This window comes from Rhodococcus sp. NPDC057135 (genome assembly GCF_042670865.1).
Lineage (GTDB): Bacteria > Actinomycetota > Actinomycetes > Mycobacteriales > Mycobacteriaceae > Rhodococcus_F.
The window spans coordinates 1-15,726 of the sequence record NZ_JBHUUU010000012.1 but is presented as its reverse complement, the minus strand read 5'-3'; the positions used below and the strand labels follow the sequence as shown (position 1 = coordinate 15,726).

Sequence of the window (15,726 nt, the reverse complement as noted above, 5' to 3'; positions counted from 1 at the left end):
GAAGTTTTTCGGCGTTGACGGTTCCGGCTGGACGTGAGTTGGATTGCTAGTTGGCACTACGTTCGGCGATGACGGCGGCGGGTTCGGGCGAGCCTGCCGGCTGGGGCCTGAGGCTGTCGGCACCGATGTTGTAGACGTCACTCGTTGTGGTCAGGGAGTTGGACGTGGTGGACGAGGGAAGACCGGCGCGCCAGTTGACGATGGGATTCAGAACGCCGAACGGGCCACATCCCGAAGCGGTCGGGACCGCGAAGGGTTGGCCGGTGTGTCCGGTGTTTCGAACGACAGCGGTGTCCGGGAATCCTGGAACTTCCTCGAGGACACCGTATTCGGTCACATCCAAATTGAGCTGGACGGGGTTGCTGTCCGAGCCCAGGTAGCATTTGCCGCCGAGGAGAGGGTTCGCGATCTTCAGTTTGACGGGTAGCTTCACACCAAGCTGAAATGCGTCCACGGTGGGGAGTGCAGACGTCGACTCGACGGTGGCCGAGGCCTTGTTCAGCCCGAAGAGATTGTTGAACGGTAGGTCGATTCCGAGTGCGCCGCCGGGGATCTCGATGGGCATGGCGTAGATCCCCCGACTGTTGTCGTTCGGCGGGATGAATACTTGGTCGAATCCGAATTCAGCCTCCGGATTCTCCCGGTAGGCAACTCCGCCGGCGATGCGCATCGCCCCGGCAGGAATGCTGACGGAGAGCTTGCCGATCTTCATGTTTCCGCCGGTGACCGTGACGTCCATGCAGGTGCTGGTCTCGGGATTGTCGATCGGACATGAATCCCAACCGCCGAAGGGAATAGCCGCCACCGGGGCGGCTCCTGCAATACCTCCTGACAGGGTTCCCATCGCGGTGACGGTGGCGAGCACAGTTGCGGTGGTGAGCGCGCCGAAACGCCCACGCGACGTTGAACGTCGGGACATGAATTTCTCCTTTGGGGTGAAACCCGACACGGCGACGAAATAAAGGATACCAGTCGGATTGTAGTGATGAGTGATGGTAGTCACATGTGACTTGGATGTACAGACAATCTGCAACAATTCCGACAAAAGTAGTACTGCGTTCGGCTCCGTTACTACTCGTGGGCGTGAGCATTGAAATTCGTTGCAGTGCTCGGTGTCTCATCATTCACTCGCGAATCAGCGTGAAGCGCTTCGGCCGAAATAACATTCGTCGACGGAAACATCAGACTCTCGCCAGAATCGAGTAGTCAATGATTTGTCGGAGTCACCGATGTGGGGAGTCAGGGCGAGTAACTTGTCGAACAGCGGCTGACCGGTGCACCGGACGGCTGCCCGAGAGAACGGATCGCCATGACGCTGATGCTGCCGCTCGACTCGATGTTCCTGCTGATGGAGTCACGGGAGCACCCCATGCATGTCGGTGGCCTGTCACTGTTCGTTCCACCGGAAGGGGACGACGGCGAATTCGCCAGATCGCTTTACCGTTCGCTCACCGACGTCGAGTCGATCCGCCCCCTCTTTCGCCGCAAGCCGGTGCAGTTCCTGTCGAACTTCGCGCCGGTGCGTTGGACGGAGGACGAGGACGTCGATCTCGAGTATCACGTCCGGTTGCTTGCGCTGCCCAGGCCCGGTCGAGTTCGCGAGCTGCTGGAGCTGACCTCGATGCTGCACGGCACGCTGCTCGATCGGCATCGGCCGCTGTGGGAGGCGTATGTGATCGAAGGCCTCGCCGACGGCCGAGTCGCGGTGTACATGAAGACACACCATGCGCTCATGGATGGTGTGTCTGCTGTTCAGGCGTGGTATCGCAGCCTCTCGTCGGATCCGCTCGATCGGCATTCGATGCCGCCGTGGGCGCAGCGCCCGTCTTCCGGCCGGGTCCGAGCCAGTCGCGGGTTGGACCTGCAAAGGCGGGTGGGCTCCGTGATCGGCACCGTGCAAGATGTGGTCGGGGTGGGCCCTGCGATAGTGAACGCCGCTGCCTCGGCAGTGAAGGACCACGTCGCGCCGTTGCCGTTCGCTGCTCCGAAATCGATCTTCAACGTCCCGATCACCGGAGCGAGGCGAGTCGCCGCGCAGTCGTGGCCGATCGAGCGCCTGCGCAAGGTCAGCTGCGTTGCAGACGTGACGCTCAACGATGCGGTGTTGGCAATGTGCGCGGGCGCGCTGCGGCGATACCTGATCGAACTGGACGAGTTGCCGGACAAACCGTTGATCGCGATGGTGCCGGTCTCTCTTCGTAAAGGCGAAACAGGTGAGGCTTCCGGCAATGCCGTAGGCGCGGTGTTGTGCGATCTGGCAACCGAATTGGCGGATCCGGCGGCCCGACTTCAGAGAGTTCACGACTCGATGAGTAGCGCTAAGTCCTTGATGTCGGGCCTGACGCCTTTGCAAATCACGGCGCTCAGTGCATTGAACGTCGCGGGTCTCGGGTTGCCGCTGATCCCTGGTTCCTCGCGACTGATCACTGGTCGTCCGGTTTTCAATCTGGTGATTTCCAACGTCCCCGGCCCGACGACAACGCGATACTGGAACGGCGCGAAGCTCGAGAGCTGCTATCCGGCGTCGATTCCGTTGGACGGGCAGGCAATGAACATCACCGTCATCGGCTACGCGGACACCATGCAGTTCGGCCTCGTCGGCTGCCGCCGTAACGTCCCTCACCTGCAGCGGCTCCTTGGTCACCTCGAGGAATCCTTGAGTGAGCTCGAAGCCGCCGCAGGCTGATCAATTCGACTCGCGCCTTCAGACGTCACGTCCGTTCACGACCAACTGGTGGACGTCCAGCTCTTTGTCGTCGAGGCCGAAGCTGATGATGCGTTCGGGGTGGATACGGATGATCGCCGCGTCGAGACCATGCGCAGCAGCACCCGTAGCATCCAAAGCCTCTGCCCGTCCACGGATTTCGATGCACCTGACCCGCCATGGATCTACAGATGCGATGTCGTCCACGACGAACGCGACCCGCCCGTTCTCTGCGACATTGTGAAACTTACGGCTGCCCGTCATGTTGTAACCGCTGATGTCGATCGTGGCTGTACCCGGGTTGTAGTGGAACCCGACCGGACTGACTTGCAGCGTTCCATTCCGTTGAACCGTTGCGAGGCGACCGAGGGTCTGTGTGTCCAGGTAGTCGAGTTCGATTCGGGTGAATGTCATGAAAGCACGCTAGAACCTGAACTGCTGTAGAGGTCAAGATCTCCGAACGTACAACTCATTCCATCTCGTCGAGGGCCTCTTCTGCTTCGTCGACCCGCCACTCGGCCTCGCGAAGTTCCTCCTCGGACTCTCGAACCGCGACGCGGGCAGCCTTCTCGGCGTTCTTGGCGAACTGTCGTTCTTGTTCTGCGTGTTCGAGATCGGCGCGGAGTTCTTCGATGCGACGGTCGAGGTCGGACAGCTTTGACCTGGCATCCTCGAACTGGGCGGACTCGGCCTTGGCCCTTCGTCGGATCTTCTCGACGCCTGCCCTGGCTTCCTTCAATTCTGCTTTCGCCTTGGCTTGTTCGGCCTTGCGATCCGGAGTGGTGGACGTGGCCGGAGCGTGTTCTTCGGTGTGGATCGCAGGGGGGTCTTGTGCAGAATCCTCCGCCACGACAGCAAGGCCCGCCGGCCCGAAACCGCTGTAACTCGCAGCGGTCACGACCCGTCCGAGTCGAACCTGCGCGGCAGTCTCCTCGTCGGCCAGGGCGGCATTGAGGGTCTGCGCGACATCACGCAACAAATCCTCGCCGACGCTTTTTCCACGGGAAGCGGCAATCTCACCGGATTTGTGGGCGAGACTCCGCACCACTTGCTGCCTCTGTGTCGTCAGTCGGCGCAGGTCCGGGCCAGACAGATGGCGCTGGGCATCGCGTAGCGATTCGCCAAGCGCCAGAAGTGCATCCAGATCTTCCGGTAGATCGCGCGAAATGAGATTGACCAACCAGCCCACGGTGGTCGGCTTCCGAAGTTTTCCGATCTCCGCCGCCAATGTGCGGTCGTTGCCCTCGCGGGCAGCCTTCACATGATGTGTACGCGCCTCGACGAACTCGCCAGGGTCGAGGCCGTACAGCTCGTCGGCGACATCATCGAGGGTCACGTATCCATATTCGCACTCGGAACGGTTACATGTGGCAAGGCGGAAGGTATCGCACGGTGGGTACGCCTCCGGGACCATCCAGGCGCACTTCGGCGTCGACCTGATAGACCTCGGCGATCAGGTCGGCGGTGAGGACCTCGGTCGGGCTTCCGTGGGCAACGATGGATCCCCGGTTCAGCATCACGATCGAATCGCAGAACATGGCGGCCAGATTCAGATCGTGCAACGCCATGATCGTGGTGGTGGGCAGGCGTCGCACGAGCGCGAGCAATTCGAGTTGGTGGTTGATGTCCAGGTGATTGGTCGGTTCGTCGAGTAGCAACTCGTGCGGTTCCTGAGCGAGGGCGCGCGCGATCTGGACGCGCTGTCGCTCCCCTCCGGACAGGGTGTGCCACGACCGGTCCAGCATGCCGGCGAGGTCGGTGTGTTCGATCGCTGCGCGGACGGCGTCGCGATCGGAATCGGACTGCCCGCCCCACAGTCCGCGGTGCGGTGTGCGTCCGAGTTCGACGACCTCGGCAACAGTCAGATCGATCTCGGTGTTGCTGTGCTGGTCGACGGTGGCGATCCGGCGTGCGACGTCGCGCCGTTTCCAGTCGGACAACGGAGTTCGGTCCAGGGTCACTACTCCGGACGTCGGGCGATTCTGCCCGGCAAGAAGTTTCAGCAGCGTCGACTTTCCCGAGCCGTTTGGGCCGAGAAGCCCCACCGTACTACCGGTGGTGGGGGAGACATCGAGGTCATCGACGATGAGCGCCCCGCCGGCGCGCCAGCTGATACCGGTTGCTTCGAGTGTCAAGGCCTGGCCTTCCGTCTCCAGAGGATGACGGCAAACGCGGGCACACCGACCAGTGCGGTCACCACACCGGCCGGGAGTTCCTGCGGCGCAATGGCTGTGCGTGCCACGGCGTCGACCCAGACCAGGAAGATCGAGCCGATCAGTGCGGACGCGGGCAGCAGTCGCCGGTGGCTCGGACCGACGAGAGCGCGCGCCGCGTGCGGGAGGACGAGGCCAACAAAGCCGATGGCGCCTGCGACGCTCACGATCACTGCGGTCATCAAAGCTGTTGCCAGCAACAAGGTCAGCCGTACCCGCCACACATTCACTCCCAGCGACGACGCCGCGTCCTCACCGAAGGCAAACGCGTCGAGTGCACGGGAGTGAGTCAGACAGACCACGAGGCCGATTGCCACCACCGCTGCGCAGAGCACGACGTCGAGCCAATCGGCGCCGCCGAGCGAGCCCAGGAGCCAGAACATCACACCGCGGGTCTGCTCTGGATCGGCCGAGGTGATGACGATGAACGAGGTGAGCGCGGAGAACAGTTGGGTCGCGGCGACACCGGCCAGGATCACCCGATCCGGTGTGCCGCCGGCCGCATGGGCGAGCAGCAGCACCAGCGCGAAGGAGATCACCGCGCCGATGAAGGCGCCGCTCGACAATCCGACCACCCCTGACCCCACTCCGAGGATCACGATCAAAACGGCGCCGGTCGAGGCGCCGGACGAGATTCCGAGGACAAAGGGATCGGCCAGTGGATTGCGAAGCAGAGACTGCATGATCGCTCCGCACAACCCGAGGCCGGCACCGCAGAGCGCGGCGAGCAGAGTACGCGGCAGACGGAGATCCCACACGATTCCGTCGCGGATAGGGGTGACGTCCGCCGCGGTACCGCCGAGATGGCCGACGACGATCGAGGCCACCTCGCCGACCGACAGACCGGCCGGCCCCAACGTGATCGCCACGGCGGCCGACCCGGCCAGCGCGACAACACCGATCACCCACAACAGGGTGACGGATTTCGGGTTGTCACGCAGCCGAACTCTTGTCGTCATCTCACGCCGTAGACCACGTAGTCGTCGAACAGTTGCCAGACCGTTCCCGACTCCCGAAAACCCGCCTGCGCGAGCGCCGCCAACTGGAAGTCGACGGCAGTGGGCGCGGTGGCGTCGCGTCCGGCGAATCTGCGCTCACGCTCGTCGGTCAGTGCCCCGATGCCGGGAGTGGCCCGCAACCCGTCCCACCAGCTGTCCCACTCGGGAGCACCGGCCGCAAAAGCGGAGCGTTGCGTCTGCTCGTCGTGAGCTTTCGCCCATCGCCCTATGGCGGGGGAGCGGCCGTCGAAGCGAAAGTGATCACCGTTGAGCAGGACACCGTCAGGGCTCAGCAGTTCGCGGCACTGCCGGTACACCTCGACGAGCTGCTGCGGTTGCAACCAGTGCAGCGCGGTCGTCGACACGATCGCCTGAACCGGCGCAGTGACCGCAGTCGGCCAATCGGCGCCCGCGAGGTCTGCGTCGATCAGCTGCAGTCGGTCACCGAAACGAGTCGACGACTGACGGGCGACTTCCAGCAGCATCGGGTCGTAATCGATTCCCACAACGCCGGCGTGCTCGAACTTCTCGAGGACCCGGGCGCTCAGTGAACCCGGCCCGCAGGCGAGGTCGACGACCGTGAACGGGGTGTGCGCGTACTGCAATTCGAGAACGTCGAGAATCACGTCGAAGCGCTTCTCGCGATCCGCGATGTATGCCGCTTGCTGATCGTCCCACTGACACACCAGTTCTCTGATCTCCGCGGACATCTAGACCACACCCAACTGGCGCAGCCCGTCGGAGAGCTGTTCGATGCCACCGACATTGCGGATCGAGGGATCCATCGTCGTGCCTTCGAGGATGATGTAACGCTTGTTCTTCACGGCGGTGAGCTTGCTGGCGACCGGGTCCGATTCGAGGAACGCGATCTTGTCTGCGGCACTGTCACCGTCTCCGCCGCGGTCGAGATCAGCGAGCACCAGCACGGTGGGGTCTCGATCGAGCACACTCTCCCAACCGATTTCGGGCCAGTACTGTTTGTTGTCGTCGAAGGCGTTTTTCGCACCCACCGCGTCGGTCATGATTCCCGGTGCGCCGCAACATCCGGCGAAGTACGGAGTCTTCGTGGCGGCGTACCACCACGCCAGCGTCACCTTTTCGGCTCCCAGTGACGCCGTGGCGGTGGCCGCGCGATCCTTCAGGCTCGCGGTCAGTTCGGAACCTTTGTCTTTGACGTCGAACAGTGTTGCCACGTCGCCGATTTCGGCGTAGAGGTCGTCGAGCGTGAGGGCCTTGCTCTGCTCGGCATCTTGACCGGTGCACTCGCTGGGCGACTGATACGTCGCGACCCCGAGGTCGGTGAATTTGGTTCGGTCGGCGATGCCTTCCGAGGTGAACGTGTAGTTGAAGGTCGTGTAGACCATGTCGGGTTCGCGTTCGAGGACACTCTCGAATGACGGGAACTCGGTGTCGAAGGCCTTCACCTGACCACGCGCCTCGCGCAGCTCGGGGAGGACGTCGTCATCGCTCATGGCGTAGCCGGCCATCCGGTCCTGCACTCCCAGCGCGAACAGCATTTCGGCAGCAGGCTGATTTACCGCGATCGCCCGTTCGATCGGTCGCTCCACCGTGACGTCTCGGCCACAGTTCTGGACTGAGGCGCTGGATTGTTCGGCAGAACTGCCGTCGGAGGAACAGGCAACCAACGATGCGCCCAACAGGGCTGCAACGGCAGCGGCGGGTAGGCGAAGTCTGGACAGACGCATGGAATCTCGTTCTCGCAGGGGCTCGTACGCGGAGCCCGTTACCGTGTGAACAGGCGCCTGTTGACCCCTGCTGCCAGCCGGTATTCGGACTCGAGATCGCCCCACCCGAGCGCCTTCCCAGATTCTCATCCAGTGGCGTAAGCCCGGGCGGTCACCCTCACCGCTGCGCGTCAGTTCCGGATTCACACCGGATTCCCTGACCCCCTGTGTGGAGGTCTGCTGGCACAGAGGAACTTATCACCGCAGTGCACTGCCGGTCAGGTCGGCCGGTGTAGGCGATCAGATCTCAATGGCCAGGTCGTCGATGTCGGTCAGGGTTCCACCGTCGGCGAGGATGCGCTCGTAGTTCTCGCGTCGACGGAGGTCGATCTCGGTGTTGCTGATGCCCTGCTTCCAGTACCCGAATATCGCAACCTCGTCCTTGTCGAGTCCGACGGCCGAGCGAAAGTGCTTCCGGATTGCGCGCATCTCACTGCGTTCACCGGCGCCCCACACGACGTAGCTCTCGGGATCGGTGAGCTCGCGCGCCCGCGTCGTCAGTGGGCCGTCGGGCTCGGCGAGATCGACGCTGACGCGGTGAAGTTCCAGGCAGGGGAGGGTAGGTAGTTCAGCGAAGGCGACCTCGTCATCTGTTGTGACCCAGCCGATTCCGGGGACGTCGGTAGGCAACTGCTCGATGATCGAGTGCAACGCAGGTATTGCGGTGCCGTCCAGAAAGAGTGCGATACGTCGACCGGGAACATCAGGGATCAAGAAGTGTGGCCGCGGACCGGTGAGGCCGAAGGTGTCGCCGACGGTCAACGCCGCCGCCCATCTCATCATCGGACTGGTCTGTCCGTGCAGGACCACGTCGATGACGATCGATCCGCTCGCTGAATCGTAGGAACGCACCGTGTACACGCGCGAAGCGTCGTCGAAGGCCGGCCCGAGATTCATGCGTACGGTCACATTCGGGCGTGACCAGGTCGGATCGTCGGTCGACTCGCTCAAGCGAGCAGTGATCCGCAGCAGATGGTCGCTCGGTCGCTCCATTGCCTCGACGATCGCGAGAACGTCGTTGAGTCCGCGATTGTGGTCGGCGGTGCGTAGGACGGTCGTCGGGGAAGTTGTTGTACTCGTGGCGTCTGCATGTGTCATCGGTTGCGCTCCTGGATCGGATTGTCGAGGTGCCATCAGGTTAGTGCTGCCTAAGTAATTGGAGTTGTCCGGAAGCGACATCTGCTTACCTCAAAGGACACGCTCCGCGAACAACCCGTTTGAGCGACCTGTGCTCGCGCTGCTACCGTGCTTGTGATGTCCATACGCCGCTCTTCTCTCGCTTCCGGCCGTGCACTGCGCACGGCCCGATTCGGCGTAGCGACATTCCGACGGGGGCGTAAGGCGATCGACCGCCGCCCCTCTGGTCTCGTCTGGATCGAAAGAGCCTTGGCCGCACCGGCCGGATCCGTCTGACATTCGCCACTTCGGCGGGCATTGCCTCGCTGAGAATTTGCAGTGCCACACCTGTTGCAGTGCTGCGCATTTCCCGTACCTGAAGTCTCTCGCGGGTGAGTTGTGAGTGTCGGCGCCACCGAGCCTGGATTACCAGCCAACTCGTTTTCGTGAAAGGTACACAGCAATGAATCGTTTCGAAGGTCGTCGTATTCTCGTCACCGGCGCAGGATCTGGAATCGGGCAGGCCACCGCGCTGCGGTTGCTCGCCGAAGGTGGCCGAGTGGTCGCTGCCGACATCTCCGAGCAGGGTTTGGCGAACACCCGGAAATCGGCAGAACATGCTTCGACGGAGGATCGCCTCGACACCCTCGTCGTCGATATCGGTGACGAGAGTTCCGTCATCGAGGTTGTGGGTCAGGCGATTTCGACTCTCGGGGGATTGGACGTACTGGTCAACGCCGCCGGGATACTGCGTGGTGGGCACACCCACGAGACCTCGCTGGACCTGTGGAATCAGGTGCTCTCCGTGAACTTGACGGGCACTTTCCTCGTCACTCGTCAGGCACTGCCGGCTCTCCTTGCCACCGGCAACGCAGTCGTGGTGAATTTCAGTTCCACCTCCGCGGCCTTCGCGCACCCGTACATGGCCGCGTATGCCGCAAGTAAGGGAGGAATCCAGTCCTTCACTCACGCACTGGCTCTCGAATACGGCAAGCAGGGTCTGCGTGCCGTCGCGGTGGCTCCAGGCAGTGTGAAGAGCGGGATCACCGACACCACGGCGTCGTACTTGCCGGAAGACACCGACTGGTCGCTCTTCGGCAAGTTGTCACCGATTCTGAGCACTGATCTGGAGTCCGGTGGTGCCCCCATGGCGGGGCCGGAAAGTGTTGCGGGAGTTATCGCGATGCTGGCATCCGACGATGGTGCCTTCATCACGGGCACGGAGATCCGTGTCGACGGCGGCACACACGCCTGATTCTGAGTCCGTCTGACGGCCTACCCCCAGGCAGGCCGTCAGACGCGAGCCGTCATTCTCGCGAGCGAGTGATGGCGGGGACGACGTAGGACTGATCGAGCACGGCGGGCGACGGTTCGTACATTCTCAGTACCGGTCGGAAATCCCCGCGCGGGGCCGGCAGCCAGTTCGCCTTCGCCGTGGGATCTTTCGGCTCCTCGTGGCTGATCGTGATCGTCAACGCACCGTCGGCGTCGTGGACGATTCCTGGAGTGCGGTCGCCGATCGAGTATCGGTCTACGGGGTTCGCCACGAGGAAGAAGTCCGGCACCGAGTACATCGTCAGCGACCAGAAGGCGCCCACCGGCGGAGTGGGGTCGAGTTTGATTGTGTAGGTACGCGTTCCGTTCAACTGCTCGCCCTGATCGTCGATGTAGGTCATGATGTACGCCGCTTCGTAAGGGTGGTTGCCCCACAGCCCGCCCTTGGCCGCCGCGGCGCGTTCGACGATGCGCAACCTGGGATCGGCGATCTTGAATTGTGGATCGTCGATTGTGCCGACCTCGAAGTAGTCGAGGTTGTAGTCGAAGGCGTGGAATGTGAGCTTCCATCCGTTGACTTCGGGGCTGGAGCCTTTCGTGAGGGCCTCGAGCAGGTTCTTCTCGCCGATCGTCAATCCGTCAGCCAACGCGGCCGCCTCGTCGGCAGAGAGCGAGCCGGCAGAGTGTGAGGTATAGGGAGAAGCACCGGGCTCGTTGATGCCGATCGGCGAGAACGATTCCTGGAGTTCTCGATCGCGCGGGGCCGGCGGAAAGGCCTGTGACCAGATGCGGAGTTTCTCGAGGAACAGGAGGTCCTGGCTTACCCCGGCGTCGGGGACTGGGAGACCGGCCGGGGTCCCGGTGGAGTCGACGACGGTCAGGGTGGTGGCGTCCTGCAAGGCGTGCACCGCGGGGAGGTCGTCGTCGCCACCGCATGCCCACCGGCCCACGATGGACGCAACGTTCGTGGGAAATCTGATCACCGTGGTCTGGGCCGCCGGGGTTCCCGTCCAGGTGGGTGGGACGAGAAGGAAGTCTCCGCTCTTCGTACCGGTGGCACGGTGCCCGACGTAGGCGAAATTGTTTGTCCAGGCATCGACGAACTGGAGGACGTAGTAACGGCCATCGGTATCGGGGACGTGCATAGCAACGGGGCCGACTGAGAGATCGATCTGCGCCATGGAATACACGGTGTCGTTGTTGATCGTGACAAAAGTGTCTGCCGGGCCGGCGAGTGTGCGGGCGTGGCTGAAGGTGTTGAAAGGTGCGGTGGGGTTCGCTCCGACACCGTCGTGAACGTACCGATGGACCTGGTCGAGATTGAAAACGAGGGGAAATCCGTAGATATACGCCTGAGCTGCAAGCTCGGTGCGGCTGGTGTCGGTCATCTCTGCCCTCTCGTCGTTCACGTCGGTTCGAAGTCCACCTTGCGGGAACCCTGTCGTCGGGGCATCACCCGCCAGGGGTGACGCCCCGACGACAGGGAGAAGACATGTCGGATCAGGAGATTGCGGCGTTGATCGCTGTCGCAGACGAGTGGAATGTCGCGATGTGCTCGAACGACGCCGAACGGATCGGCGACTTCATGGCGGACGACTGGGTAATCGTCTCGGAATCCGGGGTGTCGACCAAAGCGGAGTTTCTGGGCTTCGTGGCCTCGGGTGACCTGACGCATTCGGCGATGGACCGCGTCGGGAGCGCTCGCGTGCGTTTCTTCGGTGACGTTGCACTGTTCACCACGCGGATCACCAATACTGCGCACTACGACGGCAGGCAGTACGACGCCGACGAGTGGACCACCGACGTGTTCGCGCGACGAGACGGTCGTTGGCGCTGCGTATTGAGCCACATCACGCCGGCGGTCGAGGCGAAGACAGAGGATGTGGAACCGTGACGGAGAAGTAAAAGAAAGGCTGATGTTTTAACAGCGACACTATTGGGTAGTAATACGAGTTTCGAATTTTTGAATGTATTTATCGGATTTATCGATTGCGAAGTTTCTGTAGTAGCGTCAGTTGAGTAGATCATTTTTATACGCATACCGGATGAGGTTCTCACATGATTGTTCTCGGCATTATTCTGGCGTTGATCGGCTTTTTCACGGGGTTGAGCATTCTGACCACTGTCGGCATCATCTTGGTCGTCGTAGGTGCAGTTCTGTCTATCCTCGGTGCTACGGGGCGTGCAGTGGGCGGACGAAAAGTCTGGTATTGATCGATACTGCGCGAGTAGCTGAGAAAGCGGTACCCGATCTCTTCGGAGATCGAGTACCGCTTTTTTCGTTCTCGATTTACGTGTCGGTGCATCCACCCCGAAACCTGACTCTGAATGGCGTCGGGTAAACATGAAGGATGCTTTCTCGAGATCAGGACGAAGAGAAATCTGCAGAGAGATTCAGATTCCCTCGCAGATGGAATCAAATTGACGAATCGCGCCGCGGTTTGGTGCTGGCGTGGGTGGCCTTCACGCTGACGTTCGGCGGAGCACGTCTGGTGACCTGGTTGATCCAGATCGATACCAGAGATGTCGGCGACATCAGCGCCGGTGGCACTCATCTGCATCACTACCTGTGGGGAATTCTCCTGTTGGCGGGAGTAGCGATCTTCGGACTCGTCGACCGAAGTCCTCGCGCAAGAACCTGGATGGGCATCGCGCTGGGCATTGCGCTCGGACTCATCGTCGACGAAGCCGCACTACTGATCACTCTCGACGACGTCTACTGGCAGAGCGACGGTTGGCCGAGCATCGCCATCGCCGTGTCGATCATCGGTGTTGTGGGAACCGGGCTCGCGCTGACACGAAGCGGAGCGGAGAAGCCTCGAGGTTGATCCGACTGCGGCACGGGTACTCACCCTCGAGCCGGGAAGTCGCGCGGATCGTGAGGTGGCTTGGATGGATCCCAGTTCCGCGGACACATCACCGGATTCCGAAAGCGAAGTTCAACCGATAGATCCGATGGCGGAAGCCGAACGTGAAGCCGCAGCGTTGGCGACGCCCGTCCGGCCGCTGGGCGAACCCGGACCGAGATTCGATCGTCGTTCACCGTTCTTCATCGGACTGAGCGCCGCGGCCGGAGTTGCCGTGACGTACGCGGTGATCGAGGTGCTGCTTGCGGCGCGGGGCATGTTGATCCTGATCGTGGTCGCACTGTTTCTCGCGGTGGGCATCGAACCGGTGATCGTCTGGCTGGAGCGGAGAAATTTCCGACGCTGGATCGCGGTCACCGTGGTGCTCCTCGGAATTGCCGTGATGTTGGCTCTGTTCCTCGTTGCTGCGATCACTCCGCTGGTCGAGCAGGGACGCCAGTTCGCATCGCACGCTCCCGAACTCCTGACACACATTCGTGACCGGTATCCGATCGTGAGCGACCTCGACGAGAAGTATCACCTCGAGCAGCACCTCACCACACAACTGGATGGTTCGGGTTCTGCACTCGCGACGGGTTTGCTCGGTGCGGGGCGGGCGGTGTTCAGCGCAGTCGCCGACGCCGGAATCGTTGCTGTACTGACGACGTACTTCTTGATCGACTATCCACGAATCCGCACGAATCTGTATCGGCTGGTGCCACATTCGCGCCGGCCGCGAGCAATCGCCATCGGTGACCAGATACTGGCAGGTGTGGGCGGGTATGTCCTCGGCAATGTTCTGATCTCTGTGATCACCGCAGGATGCACCTTCGCCTGGTTGGTGATCTTCGACGTGCCGTATCCGTTGATCTTGGCGCTGCTGGTCGCTCTGCTCGATTTGATCCCGATAGTCGGTTCCACGATCGCAGGGGTTATCGTCGCCCTGGTCTCCCTGACAGTCTCTGTCCCAACGGCATTGGCGACTGTTGCGTTCTTCGTCGCACTACGCCTGCTCGAGGACTACCTTCTCGTCCCGAAGATCATCGGGAAGACGGTGGCGGTCCCGGCACTGGTGACTGTCGTCGCGGTTCTGTTGGGCGGAGCGTTGCTCGGTATTGTCGGTGCGTTGCTGGCAATTCCGGTCGCTGCGGCCTTGCTGCTGCTCGCAAGGGAAACTCTCTTCCCTCGGCTCGACGCTTCTTGACTGGCTTCTATCGGACAGCTCGCGCGTGACGCCGCGAACCAGGATTCGGCTTGGGGCACATCCGAGTCGGGATCGTTTCCCCTTCGTCGGTGATACGGAATACCGACACTTTTTCGCTGCAACCGTGATTCAAATCGACCGCGTATGCGATCGCGGCGCGATCCGAGACGAAATCTTCCATCACCGTTGTACCGTCCGGTAGTTCGATTCTGTAGTTTTCCATGACTTACACAACCTTCTTTCGCTAAGACGATCTTACCCGGCTCGAGAAGTGGTACACCCGTGGAACATAACGTGCGACAGTCGACTTCGCGTCTCCCCGCTGCGATGTTTCGACAACTCGCCTGCGGGGTAGTGAGAGTCGGTCAGCCGCTCAGGCGGTACGTGTCGAACGACGGAGGATCCGCGCAATGAGCGCAGTATCGAAAGCGATGTACAAGCCACTCTCGCTGGCCACGAGCGTCCTGGGCGGCATTTTGGCGGGTGCAGTTTTCCAACAGGTGTGGAAGCGCATCGGTGACGACAAGAATGCGCCCGAGCCCAAGGACTTGAGCAGGTCGAGTAGGGAAGTCCTGATCGCCGCTGCCCTGCAGGGCGCCATCTTCGCTGTTGTGCGAGCCGCCGTGGATCGTGCGGGAGCAAAGGGCTACCGGGCCCTGGCTCACGAAGATCCCCGGTAGGGAAGATCCTCGGTAGGAACGTCCAGCCAGGTTCGAGTTCAGTCGACGACGGCCGCGATTGCCTCGATCTCGACCAACTGATCGTCGTAACCGAGAACGGTCACACCCATCAGAGTGCTCGGGGCGTCGTGATCACCGAACGCGTCGCGGACTACCTCCCACGCCGCAACGAGATCGGCTTGACTGCTCGACGCCACCAGGACGCGGGTGTTGATCACATCGGTGATGGACGCGCCGGCGTCCGAGAGGGCGGTTCTGAGGTTGTCGACGGCCTTGGCTGCCTGTCCCGCGTAGTCGCCGACGGCGGCGGTGGAGCCGTCCTCGTTCAACGGGCAGGATCCTGCGAGAAAGATCAGTCGGGCCTCGGCGGGAGCCGTTGCAGCATAGGCATATTCAGCGACTGAAGAGAGTGATGTGGAACGGATCAGAGTTACCGACTTCGGCATAGTTTCCCCAAGGAATAGTAAAGGTTTGCAGCGAGTCTTTCACAGCGCACCTGGGGTAGCCAATTCGTCATCGGACCCGTCCATTCGGACTGCGGCTACGAATGTCTGTCAATGAGCCGAGAAGAAGAACACACAGCACCGGTCGATGAGTGGCTGACGACCAAACAGGTTGCGGCACTGTTCCACGTCGACCGGACCACGGTATCCAGATGGGCGAGGGAGGGCAAAGTCGGAACTCTGAGAACGCTTGGCGGACATCGGAGATACCGACGGTCGGAGATCGAGAAGTTGTTGCGCAACCGCTTGACGACACTCGACCCGACGTAACCTCCGGCGTGAAGCAGACAGGTCGCCGAGCACGATGAGGGCTCGGCGACCTGTCTGGTCAGCAGAAACTGATTACACCTTGGGGACGCGGACGATGAGTGCGTCGCCTTGTCCGCCGCCGCCGCAGAGTGCGGCTGCGCCGATGCCGCCGCCGCGGCGTTGCAGTTCGAGG

The 15,726-nt window shown here is 61.9% G+C and carries 19 protein-coding genes and 1 riboswitch; of the genes, 9 read left to right on the top strand and 10 right to left on the bottom strand.

Annotation, left to right across the window (positions count from 1 at the left end; genetic code table 11):
* Nucleotides 1-46 precede the first annotated feature (46 nt).
* Nucleotides 47-919, bottom strand: coding sequence for a hypothetical protein (locus tag ACFT1A_RS21825; RefSeq protein ID WP_378448729.1), 873 nt, complete (start codon nt 917-919; stop codon nt 47-49).
* Between the two features lie 390 nt (nt 920-1,309).
* Between ACFT1A_RS21825 and ACFT1A_RS21820 the strand changes: the two genes are divergently transcribed.
* Nucleotides 1,310-2,686 (top strand): wax ester/triacylglycerol synthase family O-acyltransferase, encoded by a 1,377-nt coding sequence (locus ACFT1A_RS21820; RefSeq protein ID WP_378448728.1) that lies wholly within the window; start codon nt 1,310-1,312, stop codon nt 2,684-2,686.
* 18 nt (nt 2,687-2,704) lie between these two features.
* Here the strand turns inward: ACFT1A_RS21820 and ACFT1A_RS21815 are convergent, their stop codons facing one another.
* The 7 genes from ACFT1A_RS21815 to ACFT1A_RS21785 form a co-directional block, all read right to left on the bottom strand.
* Nucleotides 2,705-3,118: a PPOX class F420-dependent oxidoreductase gene (locus ACFT1A_RS21815; protein ID WP_378448727.1), complete on the bottom strand. Its 414-nt coding sequence runs from the start codon at nt 3,116-3,118 to the stop codon at nt 2,705-2,707.
* A 55-nt stretch (nt 3,119-3,173) separates the two neighbouring features.
* A complete protein-coding gene (locus ACFT1A_RS21810) occupies nt 3,174-4,040 on the bottom strand; it encodes a hypothetical protein (protein WP_378448726.1) in 867 nt (288 codons plus the stop codon).
* Between the two features lie 25 nt (nt 4,041-4,065).
* Nucleotides 4,066-4,839, bottom strand: a complete 774-nt coding sequence (locus tag ACFT1A_RS21805; protein ID WP_378448725.1) for an ABC transporter ATP-binding protein — start codon at nt 4,837-4,839, stop codon at nt 4,066-4,068.
* The gene (locus ACFT1A_RS21800) at nt 4,836-5,876 is read right to left on the bottom strand and encodes a FecCD family ABC transporter permease (RefSeq protein ID WP_378448724.1); all 1,041 of its coding nucleotides are present in this window, start codon (nt 5,874-5,876) and stop codon (nt 4,836-4,838) included. Before ACFT1A_RS21800 ends, ACFT1A_RS21805 begins: the two co-directional genes overlap by 4 nt.
* Nucleotides 5,873-6,625: a class I SAM-dependent methyltransferase gene (locus tag ACFT1A_RS21795; protein WP_378448723.1), complete on the bottom strand. Its 753-nt coding sequence runs from the start codon at nt 6,623-6,625 to the stop codon at nt 5,873-5,875. The genes ACFT1A_RS21800 and ACFT1A_RS21795 overlap by 4 nt, the downstream gene beginning before the upstream one ends.
* A complete protein-coding gene (locus ACFT1A_RS21790) occupies nt 6,626-7,621 on the bottom strand; it encodes an ABC transporter substrate-binding protein (protein ID WP_378448722.1) in 996 nt (331 codons plus the stop codon).
* Nucleotides 7,622-7,678: 57 nt separating this feature from the next.
* Nucleotides 7,679-7,860: riboswitch (cobalamin riboswitch) on the bottom strand.
* A 40-nt stretch (nt 7,861-7,900) separates the two neighbouring features.
* A complete protein-coding gene (locus ACFT1A_RS21785) occupies nt 7,901-8,758 on the bottom strand; it encodes a siderophore-interacting protein (protein WP_378448721.1) in 858 nt (285 codons plus the stop codon).
* A 156-nt stretch (nt 8,759-8,914) separates the two neighbouring features.
* Between ACFT1A_RS21785 and ACFT1A_RS21780 the strand changes: the two genes are divergently transcribed.
* Together ACFT1A_RS21780 and ACFT1A_RS21775 are read left to right on the top strand one after the other, a co-directional pair.
* Nucleotides 8,915-9,073, top strand: coding sequence for a hypothetical protein (locus ACFT1A_RS21780; protein WP_230815084.1), 159 nt, complete (start codon nt 8,915-8,917; stop codon nt 9,071-9,073).
* 166 nt (nt 9,074-9,239) lie between these two features.
* Nucleotides 9,240-10,031: an SDR family NAD(P)-dependent oxidoreductase gene (locus ACFT1A_RS21775; RefSeq protein ID WP_378448720.1), complete on the top strand. Its 792-nt coding sequence runs from the start codon at nt 9,240-9,242 to the stop codon at nt 10,029-10,031.
* A 52-nt stretch (nt 10,032-10,083) separates the two neighbouring features.
* Here the strand turns inward: ACFT1A_RS21775 and ACFT1A_RS21770 are convergent, their stop codons facing one another.
* Nucleotides 10,084-11,439 carry a DUF1254 domain-containing protein gene (locus tag ACFT1A_RS21770; RefSeq protein ID WP_378448719.1) on the bottom strand — a complete coding sequence of 452 codons (1,356 nt, stop codon included), beginning with the start codon at nt 11,437-11,439 and terminating at the stop codon, nt 10,084-10,086.
* A 104-nt stretch (nt 11,440-11,543) separates the two neighbouring features.
* Here ACFT1A_RS21770 and ACFT1A_RS21765 point away from each other — a divergent pair, with 104 nt between their 5' ends.
* The 5 genes from ACFT1A_RS21765 to ACFT1A_RS21745 all read left to right on the top strand — a co-directional run bounded on the left by ACFT1A_RS21765 (nt 11,544) and on the right by ACFT1A_RS21745 (nt 14,781).
* The gene (locus ACFT1A_RS21765) at nt 11,544-11,945 is read left to right on the top strand and encodes a nuclear transport factor 2 family protein (protein WP_378448718.1); all 402 of its coding nucleotides are present in this window, start codon (nt 11,544-11,546) and stop codon (nt 11,943-11,945) included.
* A gap of 164 nt (nt 11,946-12,109) precedes the next feature.
* Entirely contained in the window at nt 12,110-12,265 is a 156-nt protein-coding gene (locus ACFT1A_RS21760; RefSeq protein ID WP_003945564.1) for a DUF6131 family protein, read from the top strand.
* Between the two features lie 137 nt (nt 12,266-12,402).
* Nucleotides 12,403-12,879: a hypothetical protein gene (locus ACFT1A_RS21755; RefSeq protein WP_378448717.1), complete on the top strand. Its 477-nt coding sequence runs from the start codon at nt 12,403-12,405 to the stop codon at nt 12,877-12,879.
* Between the two features lie 64 nt (nt 12,880-12,943).
* Nucleotides 12,944-14,101: an AI-2E family transporter gene (locus ACFT1A_RS21750; RefSeq protein ID WP_378448716.1), complete on the top strand. Its 1,158-nt coding sequence runs from the start codon at nt 12,944-12,946 to the stop codon at nt 14,099-14,101.
* Between the two features lie 410 nt (nt 14,102-14,511).
* Nucleotides 14,512-14,781, top strand: a complete 270-nt coding sequence (locus ACFT1A_RS21745) for a DUF4235 domain-containing protein (RefSeq protein WP_209448388.1) — start codon at nt 14,512-14,514, stop codon at nt 14,779-14,781.
* Between the two features lie 38 nt (nt 14,782-14,819).
* Here the strand turns inward: ACFT1A_RS21745 and ACFT1A_RS21740 are convergent, their stop codons facing one another.
* Nucleotides 14,820-15,227: a RidA family protein gene (locus ACFT1A_RS21740; protein ID WP_378448715.1), complete on the bottom strand. Its 408-nt coding sequence runs from the start codon at nt 15,225-15,227 to the stop codon at nt 14,820-14,822.
* Between the two features lie 111 nt (nt 15,228-15,338).
* Between ACFT1A_RS21740 and ACFT1A_RS21735 the strand changes: the two genes are divergently transcribed.
* Entirely contained in the window at nt 15,339-15,554 is a 216-nt protein-coding gene (locus tag ACFT1A_RS21735; protein WP_317551308.1) for a BldC family transcriptional regulator, read from the top strand.
* The last annotated feature ends 172 nt before the right edge of the window (nt 15,555-15,726 follow it).